General features: G+C 46.6%; 20 protein-coding genes. All 20 read right to left on the bottom strand.

What is annotated here, in order from left to right; genetic code table 11:
- Positions 1-3 precede the first annotated feature (3 nt).
- The 20 genes from ACTQ50_RS06870 to ACTQ50_RS06965 all read right to left on the bottom strand — a co-directional run bounded on the left by ACTQ50_RS06870 (position 4) and on the right by ACTQ50_RS06965 (position 20,521).
- Positions 4-900, bottom strand: a complete 897-nt coding sequence (locus ACTQ50_RS06870) for a polyprenyl synthetase family protein (protein ID WP_441483637.1) — start codon at positions 898-900, stop codon at positions 4-6.
- Positions 884-1,108: an exodeoxyribonuclease VII small subunit gene (gene xseB, locus ACTQ50_RS06875; RefSeq protein WP_295310199.1), complete on the bottom strand. Its 225-nt coding sequence runs from the start codon at positions 1,106-1,108 to the stop codon at positions 884-886. The genes ACTQ50_RS06870 and xseB overlap by 17 nt, the downstream gene beginning before the upstream one ends.
- Entirely contained in the window at positions 1,101-2,315 is a 1,215-nt protein-coding gene (gene xseA / locus ACTQ50_RS06880; protein WP_441483565.1) for an exodeoxyribonuclease VII large subunit, read from the bottom strand. Before xseA ends, xseB begins: the two co-directional genes overlap by 8 nt.
- The gene (gene nusB, locus ACTQ50_RS06885) at positions 2,308-2,865 is read right to left on the bottom strand and encodes a transcription antitermination factor NusB (protein ID WP_441483566.1); all 558 of its coding nucleotides are present in this window, start codon (positions 2,863-2,865) and stop codon (positions 2,308-2,310) included. The genes xseA and nusB overlap by 8 nt, the downstream gene beginning before the upstream one ends.
- An 85-nt stretch (positions 2,866-2,950) precedes the next feature.
- A complete protein-coding gene (locus tag ACTQ50_RS06890) occupies positions 2,951-3,337 on the bottom strand; it encodes an Asp23/Gls24 family envelope stress response protein (RefSeq protein WP_441483567.1) in 387 nt (128 codons plus the stop codon).
- A gap of 140 nt (positions 3,338-3,477) precedes the next feature.
- Positions 3,478-5,067 carry a peptide chain release factor 3 gene (locus tag ACTQ50_RS06895; protein WP_441483568.1) on the bottom strand — a complete coding sequence of 530 codons (1,590 nt, stop codon included), beginning with the start codon at positions 5,065-5,067 and terminating at the stop codon, positions 3,478-3,480.
- Positions 5,068-5,232: 165 nt separating this feature from the next.
- Positions 5,233-5,928: a SpoIIIAH-like family protein gene (locus tag ACTQ50_RS06900; RefSeq protein ID WP_441483569.1), complete on the bottom strand. Its 696-nt coding sequence runs from the start codon at positions 5,926-5,928 to the stop codon at positions 5,233-5,235.
- A gap of 11 nt (positions 5,929-5,939) precedes the next feature.
- Positions 5,940-6,296 (bottom strand): hypothetical protein, encoded by a 357-nt coding sequence (locus ACTQ50_RS06905; RefSeq protein ID WP_441483570.1) that lies wholly within the window; start codon positions 6,294-6,296, stop codon positions 5,940-5,942.
- On the bottom strand, positions 6,271-6,837 hold the full coding sequence (locus ACTQ50_RS06910; protein WP_441483571.1) for a stage III sporulation protein AF: 567 nt from the start codon (positions 6,835-6,837) through the stop codon (positions 6,271-6,273). The genes ACTQ50_RS06905 and ACTQ50_RS06910 overlap by 26 nt, the downstream gene beginning before the upstream one ends.
- An 82-nt stretch (positions 6,838-6,919) precedes the next feature.
- Complete coding sequence (locus ACTQ50_RS06915; RefSeq protein ID WP_441483572.1) at positions 6,920-8,176, bottom strand: stage III sporulation protein AE; 1,257 nt, start codon at positions 8,174-8,176, stop codon at positions 6,920-6,922.
- The gene (locus ACTQ50_RS06920; protein WP_295305335.1) at positions 8,173-8,559 is read right to left on the bottom strand and encodes a SpoIIIAC/SpoIIIAD family protein; all 387 of its coding nucleotides are present in this window, start codon (positions 8,557-8,559) and stop codon (positions 8,173-8,175) included. Before ACTQ50_RS06920 ends, ACTQ50_RS06915 begins: the two co-directional genes overlap by 4 nt.
- Positions 8,560-8,693: 134 nt before the next feature.
- Positions 8,694-8,888 (bottom strand): stage III sporulation protein AC, encoded by a 195-nt coding sequence (gene spoIIIAC, locus ACTQ50_RS06925; RefSeq protein ID WP_021924294.1) that lies wholly within the window; start codon positions 8,886-8,888, stop codon positions 8,694-8,696.
- 16 nt (positions 8,889-8,904) lie between these two features.
- Positions 8,905-9,420, bottom strand: coding sequence for a stage III sporulation protein AB (locus ACTQ50_RS06930; protein ID WP_441483573.1), 516 nt, complete (start codon positions 9,418-9,420; stop codon positions 8,905-8,907).
- Positions 9,417-10,340 carry a stage III sporulation protein AA gene (spoIIIAA, locus tag ACTQ50_RS06935; RefSeq protein ID WP_441483638.1) on the bottom strand — a complete coding sequence of 308 codons (924 nt, stop codon included), beginning with the start codon at positions 10,338-10,340 and terminating at the stop codon, positions 9,417-9,419. Before spoIIIAA ends, ACTQ50_RS06930 begins: the two co-directional genes overlap by 4 nt.
- Before the next feature lie 104 nt (positions 10,341-10,444).
- Positions 10,445-11,584, bottom strand: a complete 1,140-nt coding sequence (locus tag ACTQ50_RS06940) for a hypothetical protein (protein WP_441483574.1) — start codon at positions 11,582-11,584, stop codon at positions 10,445-10,447.
- 75 nt (positions 11,585-11,659) lie between these two features.
- Entirely contained in the window at positions 11,660-13,486 is a 1,827-nt protein-coding gene (locus ACTQ50_RS06945; RefSeq protein WP_441483575.1) for an ATP-dependent helicase, read from the bottom strand.
- An 18-nt stretch (positions 13,487-13,504) separates the two neighbouring features.
- Complete coding sequence (gene gltX, locus ACTQ50_RS06950) at positions 13,505-14,959, bottom strand: glutamate--tRNA ligase (RefSeq protein WP_441483576.1); 1,455 nt, start codon at positions 14,957-14,959, stop codon at positions 13,505-13,507.
- 222 nt (positions 14,960-15,181) lie between these two features.
- The gene (acpP, locus tag ACTQ50_RS06955) at positions 15,182-15,415 is read right to left on the bottom strand and encodes an acyl carrier protein (protein ID WP_021924300.1); all 234 of its coding nucleotides are present in this window, start codon (positions 15,413-15,415) and stop codon (positions 15,182-15,184) included.
- A gap of 103 nt (positions 15,416-15,518) precedes the next feature.
- The gene (locus ACTQ50_RS06960) at positions 15,519-16,700 is read right to left on the bottom strand and encodes an FtsW/RodA/SpoVE family cell cycle protein (protein ID WP_441483639.1); all 1,182 of its coding nucleotides are present in this window, start codon (positions 16,698-16,700) and stop codon (positions 15,519-15,521) included.
- 215 nt (positions 16,701-16,915) lie between these two features.
- Positions 16,916-20,521 (bottom strand): hypothetical protein, encoded by a 3,606-nt coding sequence (locus ACTQ50_RS06965; protein WP_441483577.1) that lies wholly within the window; start codon positions 20,519-20,521, stop codon positions 16,916-16,918.
- Positions 20,522-20,677: the final 156 nt, after the last annotated feature.

Consider the following 20,677-nt stretch of genomic DNA (forward strand, 5'->3'; position numbering starts at 1 on the left):
CTTTCACTTCCTGCGTCCCACCAGTTCTTTCACCAGGGTAAACAGGAATTCGTTTTTCTTATTCAGTCCTTCCAGCAGGGAAACTGCCTCATCGGACAGTGCTTTCACCTGCTGTGATGCCGCCTCGATTCCCATAAGAGTCACATAAGTGGTCTTATGGTTCTTCTCATCACTGTGGATGGGCTTTCCAAGCTCTTCCGCAGTGCTTGTCACATCCAGAATGTCGTCCTGGATCTGGAAAGCAAGACCAATATTTTTCGCTGCCTTTTCTACTGTAGCAGTCTCTTCTGCAGCAGAGCCTCCAAGGATGGCTCCTGTCATCATGGAAGCTTCGATCAGTGCAGAAGTCTTATTCTCATAAATATAATCGATCATCTCACGGCTCATAGGCTTGCCGTCATTTTCCACGTCCACACTCTGTCCCCCAAGCATTCCGTAAAGCCCTGTCTTATGGGACATCACCTTTAAAGCCTGGATCACATGTGCCTGGCTCTCCTGTGTATCTGCCTTGTCAAAAGCTGTAAGCATCACCTCATAGGCATAATTCAGAAGTGCCACACCGCTAAGCACGCCCATAGCCTCTCCATAAACCTTGTGAGTGGTAAGGCGGCCTCTCCGGTAATCGTCGTTATCAAGTGCCGGAAGGTCATCATGAACCAGTGAATGGGTATGGATCATCTCCATCGCCGCCATAAACGGATAGGCAATGGTCTCGTCACCGCCGAACATCCGCAAGGTCTCCAGGATCAGCATGGGGCGCAGACGCTTGCCTCCGGCCAGAACGCTGTAATTCATAGCCTCTTCCATAGTCTTTGCAAAGCCTTCCTCTGCCGGAAGATAAGACGCGATCACGCTCTCGATTTCATCTGTTCTTTTCTTTAATTCATCTTGAAAATTCACCAAGGCTACCATCCTCATTCATCTGCAGCATTTTCTTCTCTACAGTATCCAGTTTCTCGTTGCAAAATTTCAGAAGCTCCATTCCCTGCTTATACAGACGGAAGGAATCCTCCAGGGAGGTCTCACGGTCTTCTAACCTGCCAGCCAGAACATCCAGCTCTGAAAAAGCCTCCTCCAGAGTTTTCTCTTCTTTTTTCTCATCAGCCATCGTCCCGCACCTCCTTCTTTGTATTCTTTACAGATGCCTCTATGGTGCCATCTGTCACATAAACCAGCAGACTATCCCCTTGTTTTACCTGTGAAACGCTTGTCAAAGTCTTCCCTTCCCCATCTGAAACATAGGAATAGCCCTGATTCAGCTTCCGAAGTGGGGAAAGGCCATGAAAACGCTCCAGATAGAGGGACAGCCTGTGTCTTTTGTCTTTTATCTTTTGTTCCATGGCAGACTGAATGCGGTCCTGCATATCTGCCACATATTGCTGACGGTCACGCAGACGGCTCTCCGGATTCAGATAGGAAAGCTTCGTCCGGTATCGTTCCAGCCTTGCCCGGTTCACATCAATTTTATTCCAGACCGCACGCTCCATTCGTTCCTGATATCCCTGCATGGAATTCAGAATGCTCCGGCAGTCGAAATAAGCCAGCTCTGCCGCAGCCGACGGGGTTGGCGCACGAAGATCTGCCACGAAATCCGCAATGGTAAAATCCGTCTCATGTCCTACTGCTGAGATCACAGGTGTGCGGCACTCAAAGATCGCCCTGGCAACCTTCTCCTCATTGAAGGCCCACAATTCCTCAATGGAGCCGCCGCCCCTTCCTACAATGATAACATCCACACCAGCTTCATCCAGCATACGGATTCCGCGTACAATGCTGTCTGCAGCTTCCTCTCCCTGCACAAGAGCAGGATAAAGAATACTCTGGATAAAAGGATTTCTTCTGCTGGAAACATTGATAATATCCTTGATGGCAGCTCCTGTAGGAGAGGTTACAATACCTACCCTGTGGGCAAATTCCGGAATGGGCTGCTTGTACTCCTGTGCAAACATTCCCATATCTTCCAGTTCCTGCTTCAGTGCCAGATATCTTTCGTAAAGCGCACCAGCGCCTTCTAAGGTGATTTCCTTCGCATAGAACTGATAGACGCCGTCTCTTTCATAAACATCGACTCTGCCCCCGGCTACAACCTTGTCCCCGTCCTTCATACGGAAAGCCAGTCCCCGCCTGGATCCGGCAAACATCACACATTTCAGTGTGCCGCCTTCATCCTTCAGGGTAAAATAAATGTGTCCTGTGGAGTGGTACTTGCAGTTGGATACCTCTCCTTTTACATAAATATTCTGTAAAAAATAGTCCTGGGTAAACATGTTCTTCACATAGCGGTTTACCTGACCAACAGAATAAACATTATTCATTCTTATTTTCCGGTGCCTTGGAGCTTACATTACGGTTGACAACAACAACCTTCTTGGAAGGATCTTTTACCTTAAAGCCAGACTTCGGTCTTGCAGCAGCCTGCTCTTCTTTCTTGGCTGGAGCCTTTCTTGCAGCAACCTTCTTATCCGGATTTGCGATCTTGCCAAGGATTCCGTTTACGAATGCGCCGGACTCTTCGGAGCCGAAGCATTTCGCCAGCTCTACGGCCTCGTTGATGGCAACTCCTACCGGCACTTCTTCTTTCTCATATTCAAGCTCGTACACAGCCAGGCGGAGTACGGTCAGGTCAACACGGTTCATACGGCTGGTCTTCCATCCCATACTGATGCTGTTCAGCTTCTCATCAAGCTCTGCTGTGTGTTTCATAATGTTCATATATTTGCGGCTGATATAGTCTCTGTCGCTCTCTTCCAGATTCTCAATATCAGATAAATATAAAGCAAGCTGCTCTTCCATTTCTTTCTGTGTATTAAACTCGCTGATAAAAAGCAGCTTAAAAATGTGTTCTCTCTGTTCCCTTCTTCTCATGTTTCCTCCTACTATCTATAACTCCCTCTTAACGGTCATGAAAGCCAGCTGTCCTGTGGACTTTCATAGAAAAAAAAGGAAAGGTTTACTTTCCTTTTTCGTTCTCCATATCTACGCTTGCAATATGAATATTGACATCTGCAACCTCAAGTCCCGTCATGTTCTCAATGGCTGCCTTTACTTTCTCCTGGACCTTCTTGCTGGTCTCAAGGATGTTCATGCCATACTCAATATTCAGGGTAAGATCTACGCTCACAGCACCGTCTACGATCTCGACCTTAACGCCCTTGGAAAGATTCTTCATTCCAAGCTTGCTTACCAGTTCGTTGGTAATATTACCAGCCATGGATGCAACACCGTCTACCTCTGTAGCAGCAAGTCCGGCAATAATGGTGACCACCTCGTCTGCGATCTGAACCTCTCCGATTCCTTCGATATCCTGTATTTTATATGTTGTTCTCTTCTCTGCCATGCTTACAAACCTCCTAGGTTTAATCTGCCAGATATGGAAAAAGTTCTGCCCTTTCCCATCCCCGGTATCCATTTCCGCCTCCGCGGTATACTTTCACTAAGTATTACTATTATAGCAAAATGCGTCAAAAATGAAAAGAGTTATTTACTGAATTCTGTTAATATTAAATCCGGGTTTCTGTCTTCGGTCATACCAACACTCCATGCATTGACAAACAGAAGCAACGGATTGCCTTTCAGGTCTGTAACCTTCTTCATGTCAGAGGTTCCGACGATCTTGTCCACAGCAATCTCATCCTTATTGGCGATCCATCTGATATGCTCGTAAGGCAGATTTTCCAGACGAATTTCTACATTGTACTCGTTTTCCAGACGATATTTCAGAACGTCAAACTGAAGCACACCAACAACGCCCACGATGATCTCTTCCATATTTCCATAAAGCTCCTGGAAAATCTGGATAGCACCTTCCTGTGCGATCTGGTTGATTCCCTTTACGAACTGCTTTCTCTTCATGGTATCCAGAAGTCTTACCCTTGCAAAATGCTCCGGTGCGAATGTGGGGATTCCTTCAAATGCAAATTTGTTTCCAGGTGTACAGATGGTATCTCCAATGGAGAAAATACCCGGGTCAAAGACACCGATAATATCCCCTGCATAAGCCTCGTCTACAACGTGACGGGATTCTGCCATCATCTGCTGCGGCTGAAGAAGTCTCATCTTCTTGTCCCCCTGCACATGGTAAACCTCCTGGGAAGCGTCGAATTTGCCGGAGCAGATACGCATAAATGCGATTCTGTCACGGTGGGCCTTGTTCATATTTGCCTGGATCTTGAAGACAAAAGCTGAGAAATCGTCGCTCATTGGATCTACAAGACCTGTATCTGCCATTCTTGGAAGCGGTGATGTGGTCATTTTCAGGAAATGCTCCAGGAATGTCTCCACGCCAAAGTTGGTAAGGGCAGATCCGAAAAATACAGGAGTCAGTTCTCCCTTGCTTACCAGTTCCTGGTCAAACTCTGCGCTTGCACCGTCCAGAAGCTCGATTTCTTCCAGAAGCTGCTCCTTCTGCTCCGGATCCATAACCTCAAGTGCGTGAGGATCGTCCAGATCGATCTCCTCGAAATTTCCCTCCTTGGTACCCTTCTGGGTATCTGTGAAGGTAAGGATTTTATTTGTGTTGCGGTCGTAAACACCGCGGAATTTTTTACCGGAACCGATTGGCCAGTTGATGGGGCAGGTTGCGATTCCAAGCTCTTTCTCGATCTCGTCAAGAAGATCAAAGGTATCGTTGGCATCACGGTCCATTTTATTGATAAAGGTAAAAATAGGAATGTGTCTCATTACGCAGACCTTAAACAGCTTTCTGGTCTGTGCCTCAACACCCTTGGAACCGTCAATTACCATGACCGCAGAGTCTGCTGCCATCAGGGTACGGTAGGTGTCCTCAGAGAAGTCCTGATGTCCAGGAGTATCCAGAATGTTGATGCAATATCCATCATAATGGAACTGTAATACGGAAGAAGTAACGGAAATACCTCTCTCCTTCTCAATTTCCATCCAGTCTGATACTGCATGGCGGGCCGTTGCCTTTCCTTTTACGCTACCGGCCAGATTAATGGCTCCGCCATACAGCAGGAATTTCTCAGTCAGAGTGGTCTTACCTGCATCCGGGTGGGAAATAATGGCAAAAGTTCTTCTTTTTTCTATTTCTTTCGTATACTTCGACACGTTTAGCCTCCTATTTGAATTCTATATTCCTAAACTGACAGACCTCCAATTCACATTGCCATAACACTCACCAGACAATGCTTCTGAAAAAATCCGCCTGTATTCTTATATTTTTGCAGCATTCCTATTCTAGTATAAGGACTGCTGCACTGTCAAGGGGTATTCTCACGGATTCGCAGTAGTATCATCATCAATATCCACAGAAGTCTCCAGAGATTCATCTTTGTTTACTAACTCTTCTTCACTCTCATTTAAAGGAGTGATCACAATATTTTCTGGCGCAATTCCAGTTTTCCTTTTCACAATATCTTCAATCTGGGCCCTCTTCGCATCGGTCAGATCCGCTTCCGGGACTACCACATCTGCAGTCTCACCGGTAAGGTTTACGATCACATTTGTAAAGCCTTTTGCCTCCAGAAGAAGCTCTGCCGCAGACTCTTTTTCCGTCAGGTCTGCCATGGAAACCATGGTGCTCACAGCCTCCTGCTTCTGGTCATCCCCCAAATCCTGGTTGTTGATGATTGCCTGAAGGTCTGCTTTATTCTGGGAACGGATCTGCTCCCTGGAAAGTTTGGCCTGGGCCGCAAAATCAGAGGCCGCAGTAAGTACAGCTTCCCCCGGTGTGCTGGTGGTCTGGTTCTGCACATCTGTAAGGCTGCTATCTGCCCCGTTCTCATCCAGAAGGGCTGTTTCATCGGTAAGATCGTAATTCACATCCTCCAGGATACTGCTGCTGTCCGCGCTGGCCTCCTGATTCTTCAGCCCCAGATCTACATCTGCGAAATTCAGGTATCCTGCAACTGCGATCAAAACCGCCAGTGAAGTAATGATTACCTGGTTCTTTTTCAGAATTTTTTTCACTTTACCTCTCCTCATTTCATTTTCATTACCTTAATTTTATGGGCTTCTACCTGAAATAATGCCATAACTGCCTCTACAATATTCCTGGAAACCACAGAATTATCTGCTCCTTCTGCTGCGATCAGCACTCCGGTAACTGCCTGGTTTCCAGAACTGTAGAAGCTGCTGCTGTCTTTTTGTTCCCCGGTCATAAGGACCACCCGGACCTTTCCCACGCCTTCTACCTGGGACAAAAGATCCTCTAGTTTTTCTTCCAACAGGGAGCGCTGTGCAGTCTGCTCTTCATAGGAAGTATCTGTGAAAAGCGGGCTGTTTTTTCCTTCCGTAGAAGAACTGTCCGTTTTATTGGATGCTGGAAGTGCGATCACCGTGAGTAGCAATCCCAGAAGGAGAAGGATCACCCACTGCCTGCTGCCCATTTTCCCAAGTAAGGACTTCACAGTTTTCTTCCCGGATTCCCCAGTTTGCTGCAAGTTCATCCTTGATTCCCCTTTCTGTCTTTGTATCCGGCACCTCCTTTGTCCATAGAGTGGCCTTTAACAGCTCCCCTTCTATATGTACTTCACACACCATCACTTCTATTCCTTTCTTTTGCAAAGTTTCCAGAATATTTCCGGCCAGCTGCTCTTCTACTCCTTTTTCCAGAAGGCTTTTCTGGAGATTTTCCATATCCAAAGTAAGGCGCTGTTTTTCTTCCTGCTGATAAAGGCTGGAAAAGCTTTCCGGCAATGCCTTTGCTTTCTCCAGAATGGAGAGCACCGGAGTGATCAGCATAACAATCAGCACCAGGCCCATAAAAAAACGCACATAGCGCTGATATTTTTCCGTTGGAACCAGATGCATGATCATGGTAAGTAAAATGTAAAATATAGCAAGACATTTGACCCAGCTATAAATAGCTTCTTTCATATTCTATCACATCCCATGTCCCCTTTTTGCCCCATACCTTTGTGATATAATCCCTTTCACTTCTCCATATATTTTGCACACTCTAACCTCCCACCGACGCCATAAGTACCACGAAGGTAAGCACACACAGAATTTCCGCAGTCAGCATGATCCGAAGGAGCATGGCACAGCCTTCTCCCATTGTGCTGAGGCATCCCACGATTCTTTTATCTGATACCGGCTGGGCAGCCGCACTTAAGAAACGGTAGCTTAAAGAAAGGAGCCCGTAGTGGATCACGGGTCCGGCTCCCACAAGAAACAGCACGATCACAGCCACAGCTCCAAGGCAGTTTTTCACCAGCATCGCACCTGCCAGGATCAGCTCTGTTACTGCATTTACAGCATTTCCCACTGCTGGGATTGCCCCGGCTGTTCTGCCTATGGCTGTCCGCTTGATGGAATCCATTGCAGGTGCCACCAGACCACGTACTGCCTGAAGCCCCAGAACCGCCCCCAGCATGGTTTTCAGGCTCCAGCTGATCAAGGTTTCCAGAAGCTCTGCCATCTTACTTAGCATATCCTCTTTGGAAAGGTGGTTTACCAGACAAAGCAGGACGTACAGATTTGCTCCCGGCAGGATCAGGGTAAGAAGGATCCATTCCACCAGCCATACCAGAAGAAGAACTCCCTGGTAAAATACGGAAGCCGTAACTGCCCCGGAAGCTGCGGAAACTGCCACAAAATAGGCTGGTGCCAGTCCTTTCATAAACTGTGTCATCCATTCCAGCTGTTTTCCAAGGGAAACTCCCAGCTGCTGGTAGCTGTTCATAAAAATGGTAAACAGTAGCAGATATACCATATAAAAGCTGACGTCCCCAATCTGATCATTTTCAAAGACTGCTGCAAAATTAGAGAACACTGCTGCCGCCAGTACCAGCAGAAGAATCCTGAAAAAATTGATCCGCTCTTTTTCCAGCCGGTCAAAAAAGAGGCTGCGCAGAAACTGCTGCACCGCCTCTTTTGAAAATACTGTTTTGCCGTTTATCATGTTTTTTAACGCTGTTCCTATAGAGAAGCTGTCTTCCCCAAGCATTTCATCCATCAGAGTCTGGACCTGCTGGAAGGACATGTCAGAGACCAGCTGGTCAGTGATGCCTGCAGAAGTTGTCAATCCGGCTCCATCCACATCAGATTTCACAAACTCTGCCTCATTTTTCTCTTCTGTCCCTACAGATATTTCACTGGATACAATTCTTTGCGCCTTAACATCTATTTTCTGATTTTCCATCAAAAATCCAGTCAGAAATATGAGCAGCATGGCACTCACCCAGAATTTTCGTTTTCTTCCGCCAACGCTCATACCATAAACTCCTGAATGGTTTTCAGAAGTGCCATCAGCACCGGCATGCTCAGCACCATCACAGACAGCTTGCAGAACAGCTCGATCTGAGCTGCTGTGGTGCTGTAGCCTGCATCCTTACAGATTCCGGAGGCAAACTGTCCGATGTAGGTGATCCCGATCATTTTTACCAAAGTGGAAATGTATTCTGTATCTACTGGAAGTGTTTCCTGGATTTTCCCCAGGGATTCAAAGAGATAACGGATTTTCCCAACAGCAAGTCCCATGATCACAAGACCGATCCCTACTGTAATAAAACAGGCGTATTCCGGTTTGGTTCCTTTCATAAGGAATCCAAGCATAACACCGCATACGCCTAGTAACGAAATCTTTATAATATCCATTTTCCACCTCCATAAAAATTGGCGGCTGGCAGCCTCCCGCTGCACACAAATACGTGATTTTTTGCTGCCTTTTCAAAATGTGGGTGAATAAGAGCGTGCAAGTTGGAGAAATGATTTTTGTGACACGCTCTGGATCACAATTCAAATAACTTCTTAATACTGTCAAATAACTCATAAATATATGGCACGATCCAGAAAAGCACCACCAGCAGCCCTGCCAGGCTGACCAGAAATGCCTGTTCCTCCCGGCCGCTGTGCTTCAGCACCTGGGAAAGTACGGAGACCAGAATCCCTACAGCCGCAATTTTGAAAATAATACTGACTTCCAAGGGGGCCTCCTTTCTCCTACCATAACAGGATCGCCAGCAGCATTCCACCCAGGACTCCCATGCTCTGATAGGTTTTCTGCTGCTTTGGCAGAGCGTTTTTCAGAGTCTTTATACGGTGGCTCAGTTCTTCCTCCAGAAGCGTCAGCTGTGCCACCTGCATTTCCCGGTCCAGATATCCCAGTTTTTCTCCCAGGGAAAGAAAACATTCCCTCTCTTCCGCGGAAATCTTCTGCAGCGGAAGATTCCTTAAGGCACATTCCCGGAAAATACTGCCAAAGGTAATTCCAGGACGTTCCTGCAGCCGCTTAGCTGTTTCTTCCATAAACAGCCTGTACTCTCCTGGCATTTTTACCGCCACATCAAAGAATGCATCTTCCAATGCCGCCCCGGTACAGCGGATTTCTCCTTTCAGTAACAGAAGAAGCTGAATCAGTGTTTCCAGGATTTTCAGTCTGGTGCCAAGTTCCATGCTTTTGCAAAGCCCAAGACCCGTTCCGGAAAAAAGGATCAGAATGATTCCTGCTGTTTTCAACAAGGCCTCCCGTTTCTGTCATAAATTCCCATTATGGTTCCAGCATGATCTCCTTTGTCAAGGAAAATGTAACGCTCAAACACTCTTCTTCTCACCAGCTTTTCAAAATAGGGCTGGTGGATCACATCTTCGATGGAATTTCCATGGGCAGTTGCGATCACCTTGCAGCCACTGTGGATCACAGACTCCACCGCTTTGAAATCTTCTTTTCGTCCCAGCTCATCCACAGCCACAACAGCCGGGGACATGGAACGGATCAGCATCTCCATTCCCTCTGCCTTCGGACAGCCATCCAGCACATCGGTACGCATGCCAAGGTCATTCTGGGGCACCCCCTGGTAGGAACCGGCAAGCTCGCTTCGCTCGTCCACAACTCCTACTGTCATCCCTGGAAGCTTTTTCTTATCTTCCCCGTTGCTCAGCTGGCGGATGATATCCCGAAGCAGGGTGGTCTTCCCTCCTCTTGGCGGGGAAACGATCAAGGTATGGGCTACCCAGTTCTTTTTGCGGATATAAGGCATTACCGGATCTGCACAGCCTACCACCTCATGAGCCAGCCGCACATTGATACAGGAAATGTATTTCATTCCCCGGATCTCATTGCCATCTAAGATCACCTTCCCGGTAACCCCCACCCGGTGTCCTCCCTGAACAGTGAGAAACCCCTGACGCATTTCATCTTCATAAGAATAAAGGGAATAGCCGCTTACATATTCCATGGTTTCTTTCAGATCCTCCCTGGTCACCACATATTTGCCGTCGTGATCCGTAAGGAACCCCTCACCGCCGTCATAGGTGTAGAACAATGGCCGTCCCACCCTCAGGCGTATCTCGTATATTTTATCGTAATCAAGGTTTGCATTCATCAACAGTCTGCGGATATTGCCTGCAAACAGGTTCTGAATCTGCTCTGCTTCTATGTTGTATCACCTCTCAATTTTAATATATGTGGACAATCCCGGATTCATTCTTAGAAACACACTGGATTTCTCTCTGGTTTTCGTCTGGAGTTTGTAAAAATTCTTTAGTACTGATTCTGTGTACTCTGCTGATACTCTTCCATTCTCGGCAGGCTTAATTTCAGAACCCTGTCCACAATATTTACGGACGCTGAACTATATGCATAGGCAGCGGATTCAAACAGCACATACAAGTCATCCCCGTCCACAAAGATCTGCTCGATCCGCTCCGGGAAACGGTAACTGATGGCAGAATTTTCATCTACATAAAGACGTTTATCGGATTTTTCATAAAATACCACACGGGAGGGCAAAATTCCAAAGGAATGGGACAGCAAAAGCTTGTCATTATAAAAAGTCATTCCCTGGGCCTGCTCGGAAATAGTGGAATAATCAAGGGGCACTGCCATCTCAAAGTTCATTCCCAGTCCCTCGTCCATGGTATTTACCAGGTTTCCCTGCTCATCTACTGCATATCTTGCGATGGCGCTGTCTGTATATTTTGTAAAACAGCCAACGTACAGGCAGCCTTCGTAAAAGGTCATAAAGGAATCACGGACGATTCCGTAAAGGCTGGCTACCTGATTGGTGCTTATGGGACGCTGGCTCTCATCATAGTCGTAATTTTTGATGGATTCCATGGTCAGGCTTACCGCCTGGGCAAGCTCCTGTGTATTGGAGGAATACCACAGAATCTGATGTTCACTGTCATAGGCCAGGCCGCCTACATGGGGCTGACCGGGCAAAACAATTTCTTTTATAAAACGATGTGATTCTTTGTTGATCATATAAATTACAGAGTTATGCTTTTTCGCATGGCAATAGGCACTTACAAAAACATAATCCTCTGTTACAGCCAGTCCCTGTGGCGTCATAGTGGTGCACATGGCCGGCATATCACCCTCGCTGGTAAGGAGGGTCCGTGTTGCTTTCAGTCCGGGAATAATATAGGTTCCGTATTCCCGCTCTTTTTTCCGGTCTTCAAAGGCAAATGCCATCAGCTCTTCTTTCTGGGAGAGCATCTGGATCTGTCCCCGAAGGGTGTAATAGGCCGCTTCCTGATTGGTGGTTTTGCGCTTGGTTGGCGGCTCATTTCTTCCTCTGTATATAAAGGCATACGCCAGATAAGATCCCGCAATGACCAGAATCATAACCAGGATCCTGAGCCAGAAAATGCGGTTTCTCCATTTCATCTTTCTTGTCATTTATTTGCACTGCTTCCGCAATTTGAATTACTGTTTTTGCACAACAGACATTATTATACTTTATATTGTTAATGTTTACAACCCTGTTTCTTCTAAGAATCTGGACGGATCCCGTTCTTTGTCATACTGACGTCTTACATAACACAGCATCAGCTCTTTCTTAGCCCGTGTCATGCCCACATAGAAAAGCCGGCGTTCCTCTTCCAGGGACTCCGCCAGGACCGCTTTTTTATAAGGGATACTGCCTTCGTTTACATTCATGATATAAACCTTGTCATATTCCAGTCCTTTCACCGCATGAAGGGTTGAGATCACAACGCCTTCCCGTTTGGTTTCCTGCTTTTTCGCCTGTTCCGCCAGTTTCTTCGTGTAATCCTCAATGTAATTTTCCCACTCTTCCAGAGTTTTCATCCCTTTTGCACTTTCCTTGATACGGTCAAGAACCTCCAGAAGCTCTTCTGGACGGATCTTGCGGTACTGGGCATACTCTATGAGATACTGCTCATAGCCCATTCCTTTTTGGATAAAATTCACCGCTGCATAAGGTGCCAGCGTGGAAAGAATGCGCAGGTGTGTCTCCAGTGTGGTGATCCGGTCACACATCCAGTCCTTGTCCTTGTAAAATTCCCGGAGAGCTGCGAAATCCACAGTCGTCTGCGTCAGCGCATCCCTTGCAATATAGCGGTTCGGACGGTTCATGATCTCCAGGAAAGTCTTTCTTGTCCGGTCTCCTGTTGCCATTTTCAGATAAGCCATCAGATTCCGGCTGATCCAGTGACGGAACAAATTGGGCAGCTGTTCTTTCATGGTAAAAGGGATCTGGTATTCCATCAAAGCTCCCACAAGGCCCTCCGCCTCCTGGTTGGTGCGAAAAAGGACCGCCGTATCTTCCAGTTTTTCACCTGCATCCAGCTGTTTTTTCAGGAAGGCTGCCACCTTCACATATTCTTCTCTTGGATTGTCAAATTCCATCACTTTCACAGGTTTTCCCTGTTCATTTGGAGTGGACAGCTGCTTCTTAAAGCGCTTCTGGTTGCAGTCTACCACATTCATGGCTGCCTGAAGTACATTTTTGGTGCAGCGGTAATTGATGTTCAGAAGAACTGTTTCCGCCTTTGGATAGTCTTTTGTAAAGTTCAGCATGATCTCGGGCTTCGCCCCACGGAAATGGTAGATAGACTGATCGTCATCCCCCACTATGAACAGGTTATCCCTGGGCTTTGCCAGCATCCGCACAATGTCGTACTGGAGATGGTTGATGTCCTGAAACTCATCCACCATAATATACTGAAATTTATTCTGCCATGCCGCCAGAATGTCTTTTCGCTGGTCAAAAAGTTCATAGCAGCAAAGAAGCATATCGTCGAAATCCAGCTTCCGTCTCTGGCGCAGAGTTTTCTGGTAACCGTTGTAAATCTGGCGGAACACCTCGTCCGGGCAGCAGGAGGAATAATAGTGATCCAGGGAAATACGGTTTCCTTTTACCACACTGATCTCCTTGGCAACATCTTCCTGGAAATCCCCTTCCTGGGCCAGCTCCTGGCCAAATTCCAGTGTCATTTCTTTCAAAATGGCATATTTCTCTTCTTCTGACAGAATATTGCCAGCCCCCAGACCATAGGCCTGTTTCAGGATCCCATAAAATACACCGTGAAAGGTTCCAAAGGTAACAGCCGTGGAAGTCTGTCCTGTGAATTTCAGGAACCGCTCCTTCATTTCTTTTGCAGCAGCCCGTGAAAAAGTCACTACAAGAACAGAGGAAGCAGGTATTTTCCCCTCACCGGTCATATATGCAGTTCGTTCAACGATTACTGAGGTTTTCCCCGAACCGGGGCCTGCCAGAACCATCATCGGTCCTGACAGGTGGGCGATTGCCCTTAATTGAGATGGATTTTTCTTCATAATGGAAACGGTTTCTCTTTACAGGTTTTCAAGCTTCTGGATGGCAGCTTTCACACGGCGGATGGTCTCATCCTTGCCGATGATCTCCATGATCTCGGTAGCACCTGCCGGTGTCATCTGCTTACCGGAAACAGCTGTACGAAGAGGCCACATTACATAGCCGTTCTTGTAACCTTTCTCCTTCACAAATTCACTTAAAGAAGCAAACAGCGGATCGTTGGTGTAATCCTCCTGTGCTTCCAGAAGCGGAAGAACTTCCTTCAGGACAGCCAGGGAAGTCTCCTGGTTTGTTTTCATTTTCTTGTGGCAGTACATCGCTGCGTCGTACTCCGGAACCTCCTGGAAGAAATCGATCAGTGCCGGGATGTCCGGGAATGTCTCGATTCTGGTCTGTACCATTCCTGCGATCTTCTTGAAGTTAAAGTCGCCTTTCAGAACCTCTTTCATATATGGAAGTGCTCTCTCATAGAATACTTCCGGATCCATTTTCTTAATGTACTCGCCGTTCATCCAGCGAAGCTTGTTGATATCAAATACAGCCGGAGATTTGTTAATGTGGTGATAATCAAATTTCTCAACCAGCTCCTGAAGGCTGAAGATCTCGTTATTATCTGCCGGGCTCCATCCAAGAAGTGCAACGTAGTTTACAATTGCCTCGGAAACAAATCCCTGATCCAGAAGATCCTCATAAGAGGAATGTCCGGAACGCTTGGACAGCTTGGCATGTGTCTCATCTGTGATCAGCGGGCAATGTACGTAAACCGGGATATCCCAGCCAAAAGCCTCGTAAATGCGGTTATATTTCGGAGAAGAGGAAAGATACTCGTTACCTCTTACTACGTGTGTGATTCCCATAAGGTGGTCATCTACAACGTTGGCAAAGTTATAGGTTGGGTATCCGTCGGATTTGATCAGGATCAGATCCTCAAGCTCTTCGTTGTTTACTGTAATGTCTCCGTAAATAACATCATGGAAGGTAGTCGTTCCCTCTGTCGGCATGTTAAAACGGATTACATGCGGATCCCCAGCATCCAGACGGCGCTGAACCTCTTCCTTTGAAAGCTTCAGACAGCGTTTGTCATAGATGGAGATCTCCTTGCCTGCAACAACACGCTTCATGCTCTCTAACTCTTCCTTCTGGCAGAAGCAATAGTAGGCGTCACCCTGCTCTACCAGCTGCTTGGCATATTTCAGGTAAATTCCCTGGGCCTGGCGCTCGCTCTGTACGTATGGGCCATATCCGCCGTCCTTGTCCGGACCTTCGTCGTGAAGAAGGCCAGTCTTCTCCATGGTACGGTAAATAATATCAACAGCGCCTTCTACATAACGCTCCTGGTCTGTATCCTCAATACGGAGAATGAAATCTCCGCCTTCGTGCTTGGTAATAAGATATGCGTATAACGCTGTACGTAAATTTCCAACATGCATTTTGCCTGTAGGGCTTGGTGCAAATCTGGTTCTGATCTTAGTCATGTCTTCTCTATTCTCCCTGTTTATTCTTTCTTATCTTCTGCTGTCATTCGCGTATGTGCGGCAGGACTCACCCACCAGATCCGAATGACAACTGTCTTTTCACATTATATACCTAATCCATTCAAAATGTCCATAGGGAAAAAGCTGCCCTTTATGGATATGAACAGATAAAAAAGTCTCCCCGAAGCCCAGCCTCAGGGAGATCATCATCTGCAAAAATAATTAAGCGTCGATTCCTTTATCTCTCAGATAGTCGATCACGTCACCAACTGTGTTCAGCTCGGTAAGCTCCTCTGCCGGAATCTCGATGTTGTACTCATCTTCCAGAGCCATAACCAGCTCGAAGAGGTCAAGGGAATCTGCTCCCAGGTCATCCTTGAAGGAAGTGTCTGCTGTAATTGTCTCTGCGTCGCAGTTAAGCTGCTCTGCGATCATTTCACTCATCTTTTCTAACATTGCTCATTCTCCTTTAATAAATATCTCGAAAACCGGCTTACAAACAGCCGTATGTCATATACTGCGGAAAGTATATAATCTGCTGACTCATTTGTCAAGAGGATTATAAAATAAACTCTGGCTCTTTAAATTTAATCTGTCTGGCCACGCTAAGCGCCAGTCCCATCTCGGACATCAGGAACAAAATAGATGTACCTCCATAACTGATAAACGGTAAGGTAACACCTGTGTTCGGCATAAGATTCAGCACAACTGCCACATTCATAATAACCTGCAAAGCAATATGTACAAATACCCCGCTTACCAGCAAAGAGCCAAACATATCCGGCGCGTTCTGTGCAATAAAAAACAGTCTGTATAAAAGATAGGCAAACAGCGACAATACCATGATCGCGCCAAATACCCCGAGCTCTTCACAGATAATGGAAAAGATCATATCGTTCTGCGCCTCAGGAACGCTTCCCAGCTTCTGAATACTGTTTCCAAGACCTCTGCCGAAAAATCCGCCGGAACCAATGGCATACAATGCCTGTACTGTCTGATATCCATCATCGCCGGCATAGTCCTCTGGATGAAGCCATACCTGAATACGGCGTAGACGGAAATTAGTGCTCTTATCCATATGGGAAAGGCTGTAAACCAGAATTGCAAGCAGAACAACCACCACAATTCCCATGATCACAAAGGGTTTGGTCCTTGGATGTGCAATAAACACAAGCCCTACTGTAATGCCGAAAATAATAATGGCTGTACTAAGGTTCTCTGTAAGCACATACGCACACAACGCCTGAATTCCACCCAAGCCAAGAAGCGTCATGGCTGCCTTTAAGGTCTTCACCTTTTTTCCCATATGGACGATCATATAGGACAGGGTAACGATCACCGCGATCTTGGCGATCTCTGCGGGCTGGAACTGTACGCCCAGCTTCAGCCATCTTCTTGCGCCATGTGAAGAAACACCAAGAGGTGTCTTAACCATTGCCATAAGAACAATAGCAGCCAAATAAATCGGGAACGCCAGCTTCGCCAGAATATGATAGTCAAAATAGGACACTACAATAGCCAGGAACAGACAGCCAATACTGTATAATGCCTGTTTTTTGAAATAATACATATCATCCCCTTCTTTGATCTGTGCCATGTACGAGCTTGTACTATAAAGCATGATCAGTCCAAAGCACATAATGAGGATGATCACCGCTATTAAATTGAAATCGTAATAATCAGACTTCAGTTTATAAAACAAAGATCCGCCTTTCTGAGCAGAGCCAGTGCTTCTTTTCACTGACTGGGGTTTTGCGGATTTTTTCTTTACGTTCTCCACTTCATCACCTGTTTTCTGTATCTGTTTCTGATTTTTTAGTTTGTTTCATTATAGCAGACTCCTATTTGCGGTGCAAGGATGAGATAAAAATAGAGGAAGGGGAGCAGAATTACTCCTATCCCCTTCCTCTATTTTTTGTTTTATGTTCCATGAACCGTTATCTATCTGACTGTGGATCAGTCTTCGCTGCCATCATCGAAGCCTTCGGTTTCAATAATGAACTTCACATTTCCACTCATAGTCGCATCTTTTCCAGTGAAGGAGGTGTAAGCTGAGTCATCAGACTGAAGTGCCTCCAGACGATCCAGAACGCTCTGGAAATCATCTTCCATGGTATCTTTCAGTTTCTTGATACCTTCATCATAGAATTCTTTCTCGCCGTCTTTCAGCTCTTTTGCACCGTCTTTTAATTCTTTTGCTCCATCCTGCAGATCCTTAGCTCCATCATCCAGATCCTTAGCTCCGTCTTTCAGTGTGCTGGTTCCGTCTTTCAGAGTCTTGGCTCCGTCATTCAGGTCCTTAGCTCCACTCTTCAGTTCGCTGGTTCCACTTGCAAGGGAAGCTGTACCGCTCTTCAGTTCACGGGTTCCGTTATTTACGCTGTTTGCTCCGCTTCTAAGCTGAGATGCACCGCTTCTAAGATCACCAGCACCGCTCTTTAACTGGGCAATACCGGATTTCACCTGTCCGCTGGCTGCTACCAGTGTACCAGCTCCGCTTACAAGGCTGCTGGTTCCTGCCTTCAGCTGTGCTGCTCCATCATTCAGGTCATCACTGCTTGAAGTCAGCTGGGATGCACCGCTTCTAAGTGCTACGCTGTTTGCAGCAATTGTACCAACACCGGATACCAGCTGGTTTGTTGCCTTGCTGATTGAGCTAAGACCGCTGTCAAGACTGGATTTTGCTTTCTGCAGTGTGTTTGCACCGCTAAGAAGTGCGTTTGCATTTGCATTATCTTTACCCTGAAGGGCTGTAATACCGTTTGTAAGAGTGCTCTCGTTGGCGAGCAGCTGATCAGCTCCGTCTGTCAGTTGTTTCGCTGCACCGGATTTCTGTAATTTATTGTAACCTGCCTGAAGGGTTTCATTGCCTTCAGAAATCTGTTTTGCGCCGTCACTTAATGCTTTGACCTGAGCCTGCATTTCTTTTACTTTTTCTTCAGTGAGTTCAGAAGCAATTGCACTTACTGCGTCTGCGCTGGTATTAACCTGGTCACCGGCTGCGATCACAGCTTTTGCACCGCTATTCAGTTTTTCGTCCTGGCTGGTCAGTTCCTTTAAGCCACTGTTAAGACTTGCGGCTCCATCATTTAAGCTTGCGGCTCCTGTACTTAAGGTTGTGGCTCCATCATTTAAGTTTGCAGCTCCTGTGCTTAATTTTTCAGTTCCTGCTTTTAAGGTTTCAGCCCCTTTTACTGTCTCAGAAGCTCCATCTGATACCTGTCCAGCTGCTGCAATCAGCTGATTTACTGCAGTAATTGCAGCACTATTATTGTCAGCTGCATATGTGCTGACAGCGCCATCCATCTGATCTGCAATTGCATTTAAGGTTGCCTGAACATCAGCTCCGTTTGTCTGTGCAGTAACAGTGCCGCCTGACTGTGCTCCTATATTTTCGATAGCACTCTGTGCTCCATACAACTGGCTGATCGCACTTTGGATTGCTGCTGCAGTTCCCTCATCCAGACTGGAAGTATCAATTCCCTCCAGAGTTCCAAGTGCTCCGTTTACAGAACCAGAAGCTGCATCTGTAGAAACACCTGCTGTCTCAACCTTCACGCTGGTCTGGATTCCTTCTGCTGCGTCACGGACAGACTGTGCAAGACCACTCAACTGCTGAGTTGCTGCGGAAGAATTATCATTGCTTAACATAGCCTGCAAGTTCTGAAGTCCGCTTTCCAATCCGTCCACACCAGTTTTAACACTCTTAGTCGCTGTTACAAGCTGTCCTGCGCCTGCGTCCACGCCCTGTGCTCCTGCTGCTACGTCCTGTGCTCCTGCTGCTACACTCTGTGCTCCTGCTGCCACACTCTGTGCTCCTGCTGCTACACTCTCTGCTCCCTCGGCAATCTTTTCAGCACCTGCAGTATACTGCTGGATTCCAGTTGCAAGGGAAGTAGCACCTGCTGCATATGTCTTCAGATTGGAAGTCATATTTGGAATATCTGCTTTGGCTACATTGGCTGCGATTCCAGATAACTCTTCGGCCGCACTTGTAAGTCCGTCAGAAGCCTGCTGGATTCCAGGTGCCAGCTTCCCAACACCTTCTACCAGGGCGCTGGTTCCATCTACATAGGACTTCGTTCCTTCTGCAAGTTTGTGTGCACCTGTTACATACTGGCTTACACCATCTGTCAGCTGAAGGGCTCCATTTACATAAGAAGTCACACCAGATGCCAGCTGATTGCCGCCTGCCACATACTGGTTCACACCATCTGTCAGGGATTTCATTCCCTTATTATACTCTTTCATGTTGCTGTTTACAGTATCAACACCCTTGGTGTAGCTGTTTACACCAGATGCCAGGCTGCCTACACCGGAAGTATACTGTGCAATACCGCTCTGAAGAGATTTCGCTCCGCTGTTTAACTGGGAAGCACCACTCTTGGCACTTGCAACGCCTGCATCAAACTCATTGTAGCTGGAAGCAAGTGTGCTTGCGCCGCCATAAAGAGTTCTGGTTCCATCATACAGTGTCTTGGTTCCGCTGTACAGCTGAGAGGTTCCATCATAAAGCTCTCCGGCACCTGTATTTAATGTCTTGGCTCCATCATCCAGTTCTTTCGTTCCATCATATAAAGTATCGGTTCCGTCTGCCAGTTCTTTGGCTCCGTCATCCAGATCCGTCGCTCCATCATAAAGCTGGCTGGTTCCATCCTTCAGATCCTTGGTTCCATCATAGAGCTCTTTTGTTCCATCGAAAAGATCTTTTGATCCGTCTACCAGCTTCACAGCTGCGTCGTCCAGCTCATCCAGGGAATTCTGAAGGTCATCAAGATCATCAGACTCATCCAGATCCAGACTGCTGAGCAGGTCTGTCACTGCCAGGGTAAAAGTATTTCCCATGGAACAGTCGGTAACGTCAGCTTCCATGGTAAAGCCTTCTGGAATGTCGATCTTATCGGAAAGGTCATCGCTTAAATCCAGGCTGGCTTTCAGACCAGGAACTGCAACACCAACAACCATTTCTTTGTCACCGTCTGAAATTACTTTTCCGTTGTCAATGGTAACATTGGAAAAATTATCGGAAGAAAGGATCATTCCGGTTACCATAACAAATGGGGAATACACTTCTACGTCTTTATCGTCAACTTTTACTGTTTTCTTGGATTTGTTTGTATAAGAAACTTCCATACGAAGATGACCGCTCTTGCCTGCCAGTTCGTCAGGAGTGATTTCCTGATCATCCAGATAATATTTGATCTTCATATCTACCGGGAGCTCTTTATTGGATGTTCCCTGATAGTAGATATCGCTTCTGTCCGTACTCCAGGTAACCTTGTCGCCATCCTGGGTAAAGGTCTCATCACCTTTTACATTCTTGATTCCTTCCAGATCAGATACATCGGATACATCTCCCTCTGCAGATCCGGAGTTCTTCAGCCAGTCAGATACGGTGATGTCCTTTACTTCACCTTCTGCAGTGGCATTTACATATACGGTTTCTTCCTTGGACACTGCATTGTCTGCTTCCTGTGCTGCAGCGATCACTGGTGTAGTTCCAAGGACGGCAGCCATTCCAGCAGCCATAGTAACATTCAGAATTTTTTTATTTCGGTTCATGTTAGCCAACTCCTTAATTCTTAGTTAAATATCTGACGTCTGTGAATCTTTCTACTGCCTTGCAGCCTATTTTTTTCGACATCAGTTAGTCATCTCTTAGCCTATGAAAGTTATACAACAAAACTGACCAGTAGTCAATATCTGTTTTTTATCCAA

The sequence above is a fragment of the Blautia sp. Sow4_E7 genome, assembly GCF_052116245.1.
Taxonomy (GTDB): Bacteria; Bacillota; Clostridia; order Lachnospirales; family Lachnospiraceae; genus Blautia_A.

What these genes read in the sequence shown, in the direction of transcription:
- ACTQ50_RS06945 (WP_441483575.1), bottom strand. Translation starts at nt 13,486, where the DNA reads ATGAAGAAAAATCCATCTCAATTAAGGGCAATCGCCCACCTGTCAGGA.
- gltX (WP_441483576.1), bottom strand. Translation starts at nt 14,959, where the DNA reads ATGACTAAGATCAGAACCAGATTTGCACCAAGCCCTACAGGCAAAATG.
- ACTQ50_RS06920 (WP_295305335.1), bottom strand. Translation starts at nt 8,559, where the DNA reads ATGGATATTATAAAGATTTCGTTACTAGGCGTATGCGGTGTTATGCTT.
- xseA (WP_441483565.1), bottom strand. Translation starts at nt 2,315, where the DNA reads ATGAATAATGTTTATTCTGTTGGTCAGGTAAACCGCTATGTGAAGAAC.
- xseB (WP_295310199.1), bottom strand. Translation starts at nt 1,108, where the DNA reads ATGGCTGATGAGAAAAAAGAAGAGAAAACTCTGGAGGAGGCTTTTTCA.
- ACTQ50_RS06965 (WP_441483577.1), bottom strand. Translation starts at nt 20,521, where the DNA reads ATGAACCGAAATAAAAAAATTCTGAATGTTACTATGGCTGCTGGAATG.
- nusB (WP_441483566.1), bottom strand. Translation starts at nt 2,865, where the DNA reads ATGAGAAGAAGGGAACAGAGAGAACACATTTTTAAGCTGCTTTTTATC.
- ACTQ50_RS06915 (WP_441483572.1), bottom strand. Translation starts at nt 8,176, where the DNA reads ATGAGCGTTGGCGGAAGAAAACGAAAATTCTGGGTGAGTGCCATGCTG.
- ACTQ50_RS06940 (WP_441483574.1), bottom strand. Translation starts at nt 11,584, where the DNA reads ATGACAAGAAAGATGAAATGGAGAAACCGCATTTTCTGGCTCAGGATC.
- ACTQ50_RS06890 (WP_441483567.1), bottom strand. Translation starts at nt 3,337, where the DNA reads ATGGCAGAGAAGAGAACAACATATAAAATACAGGATATCGAAGGAATC.
- acpP (WP_021924300.1), bottom strand. Translation starts at nt 15,415, where the DNA reads ATGTTAGAAAAGATGAGTGAAATGATCGCAGAGCAGCTTAACTGCGAC.
- ACTQ50_RS06910 (WP_441483571.1), bottom strand. Translation starts at nt 6,837, where the DNA reads ATGAAAGAAGCTATTTATAGCTGGGTCAAATGTCTTGCTATATTTTAC.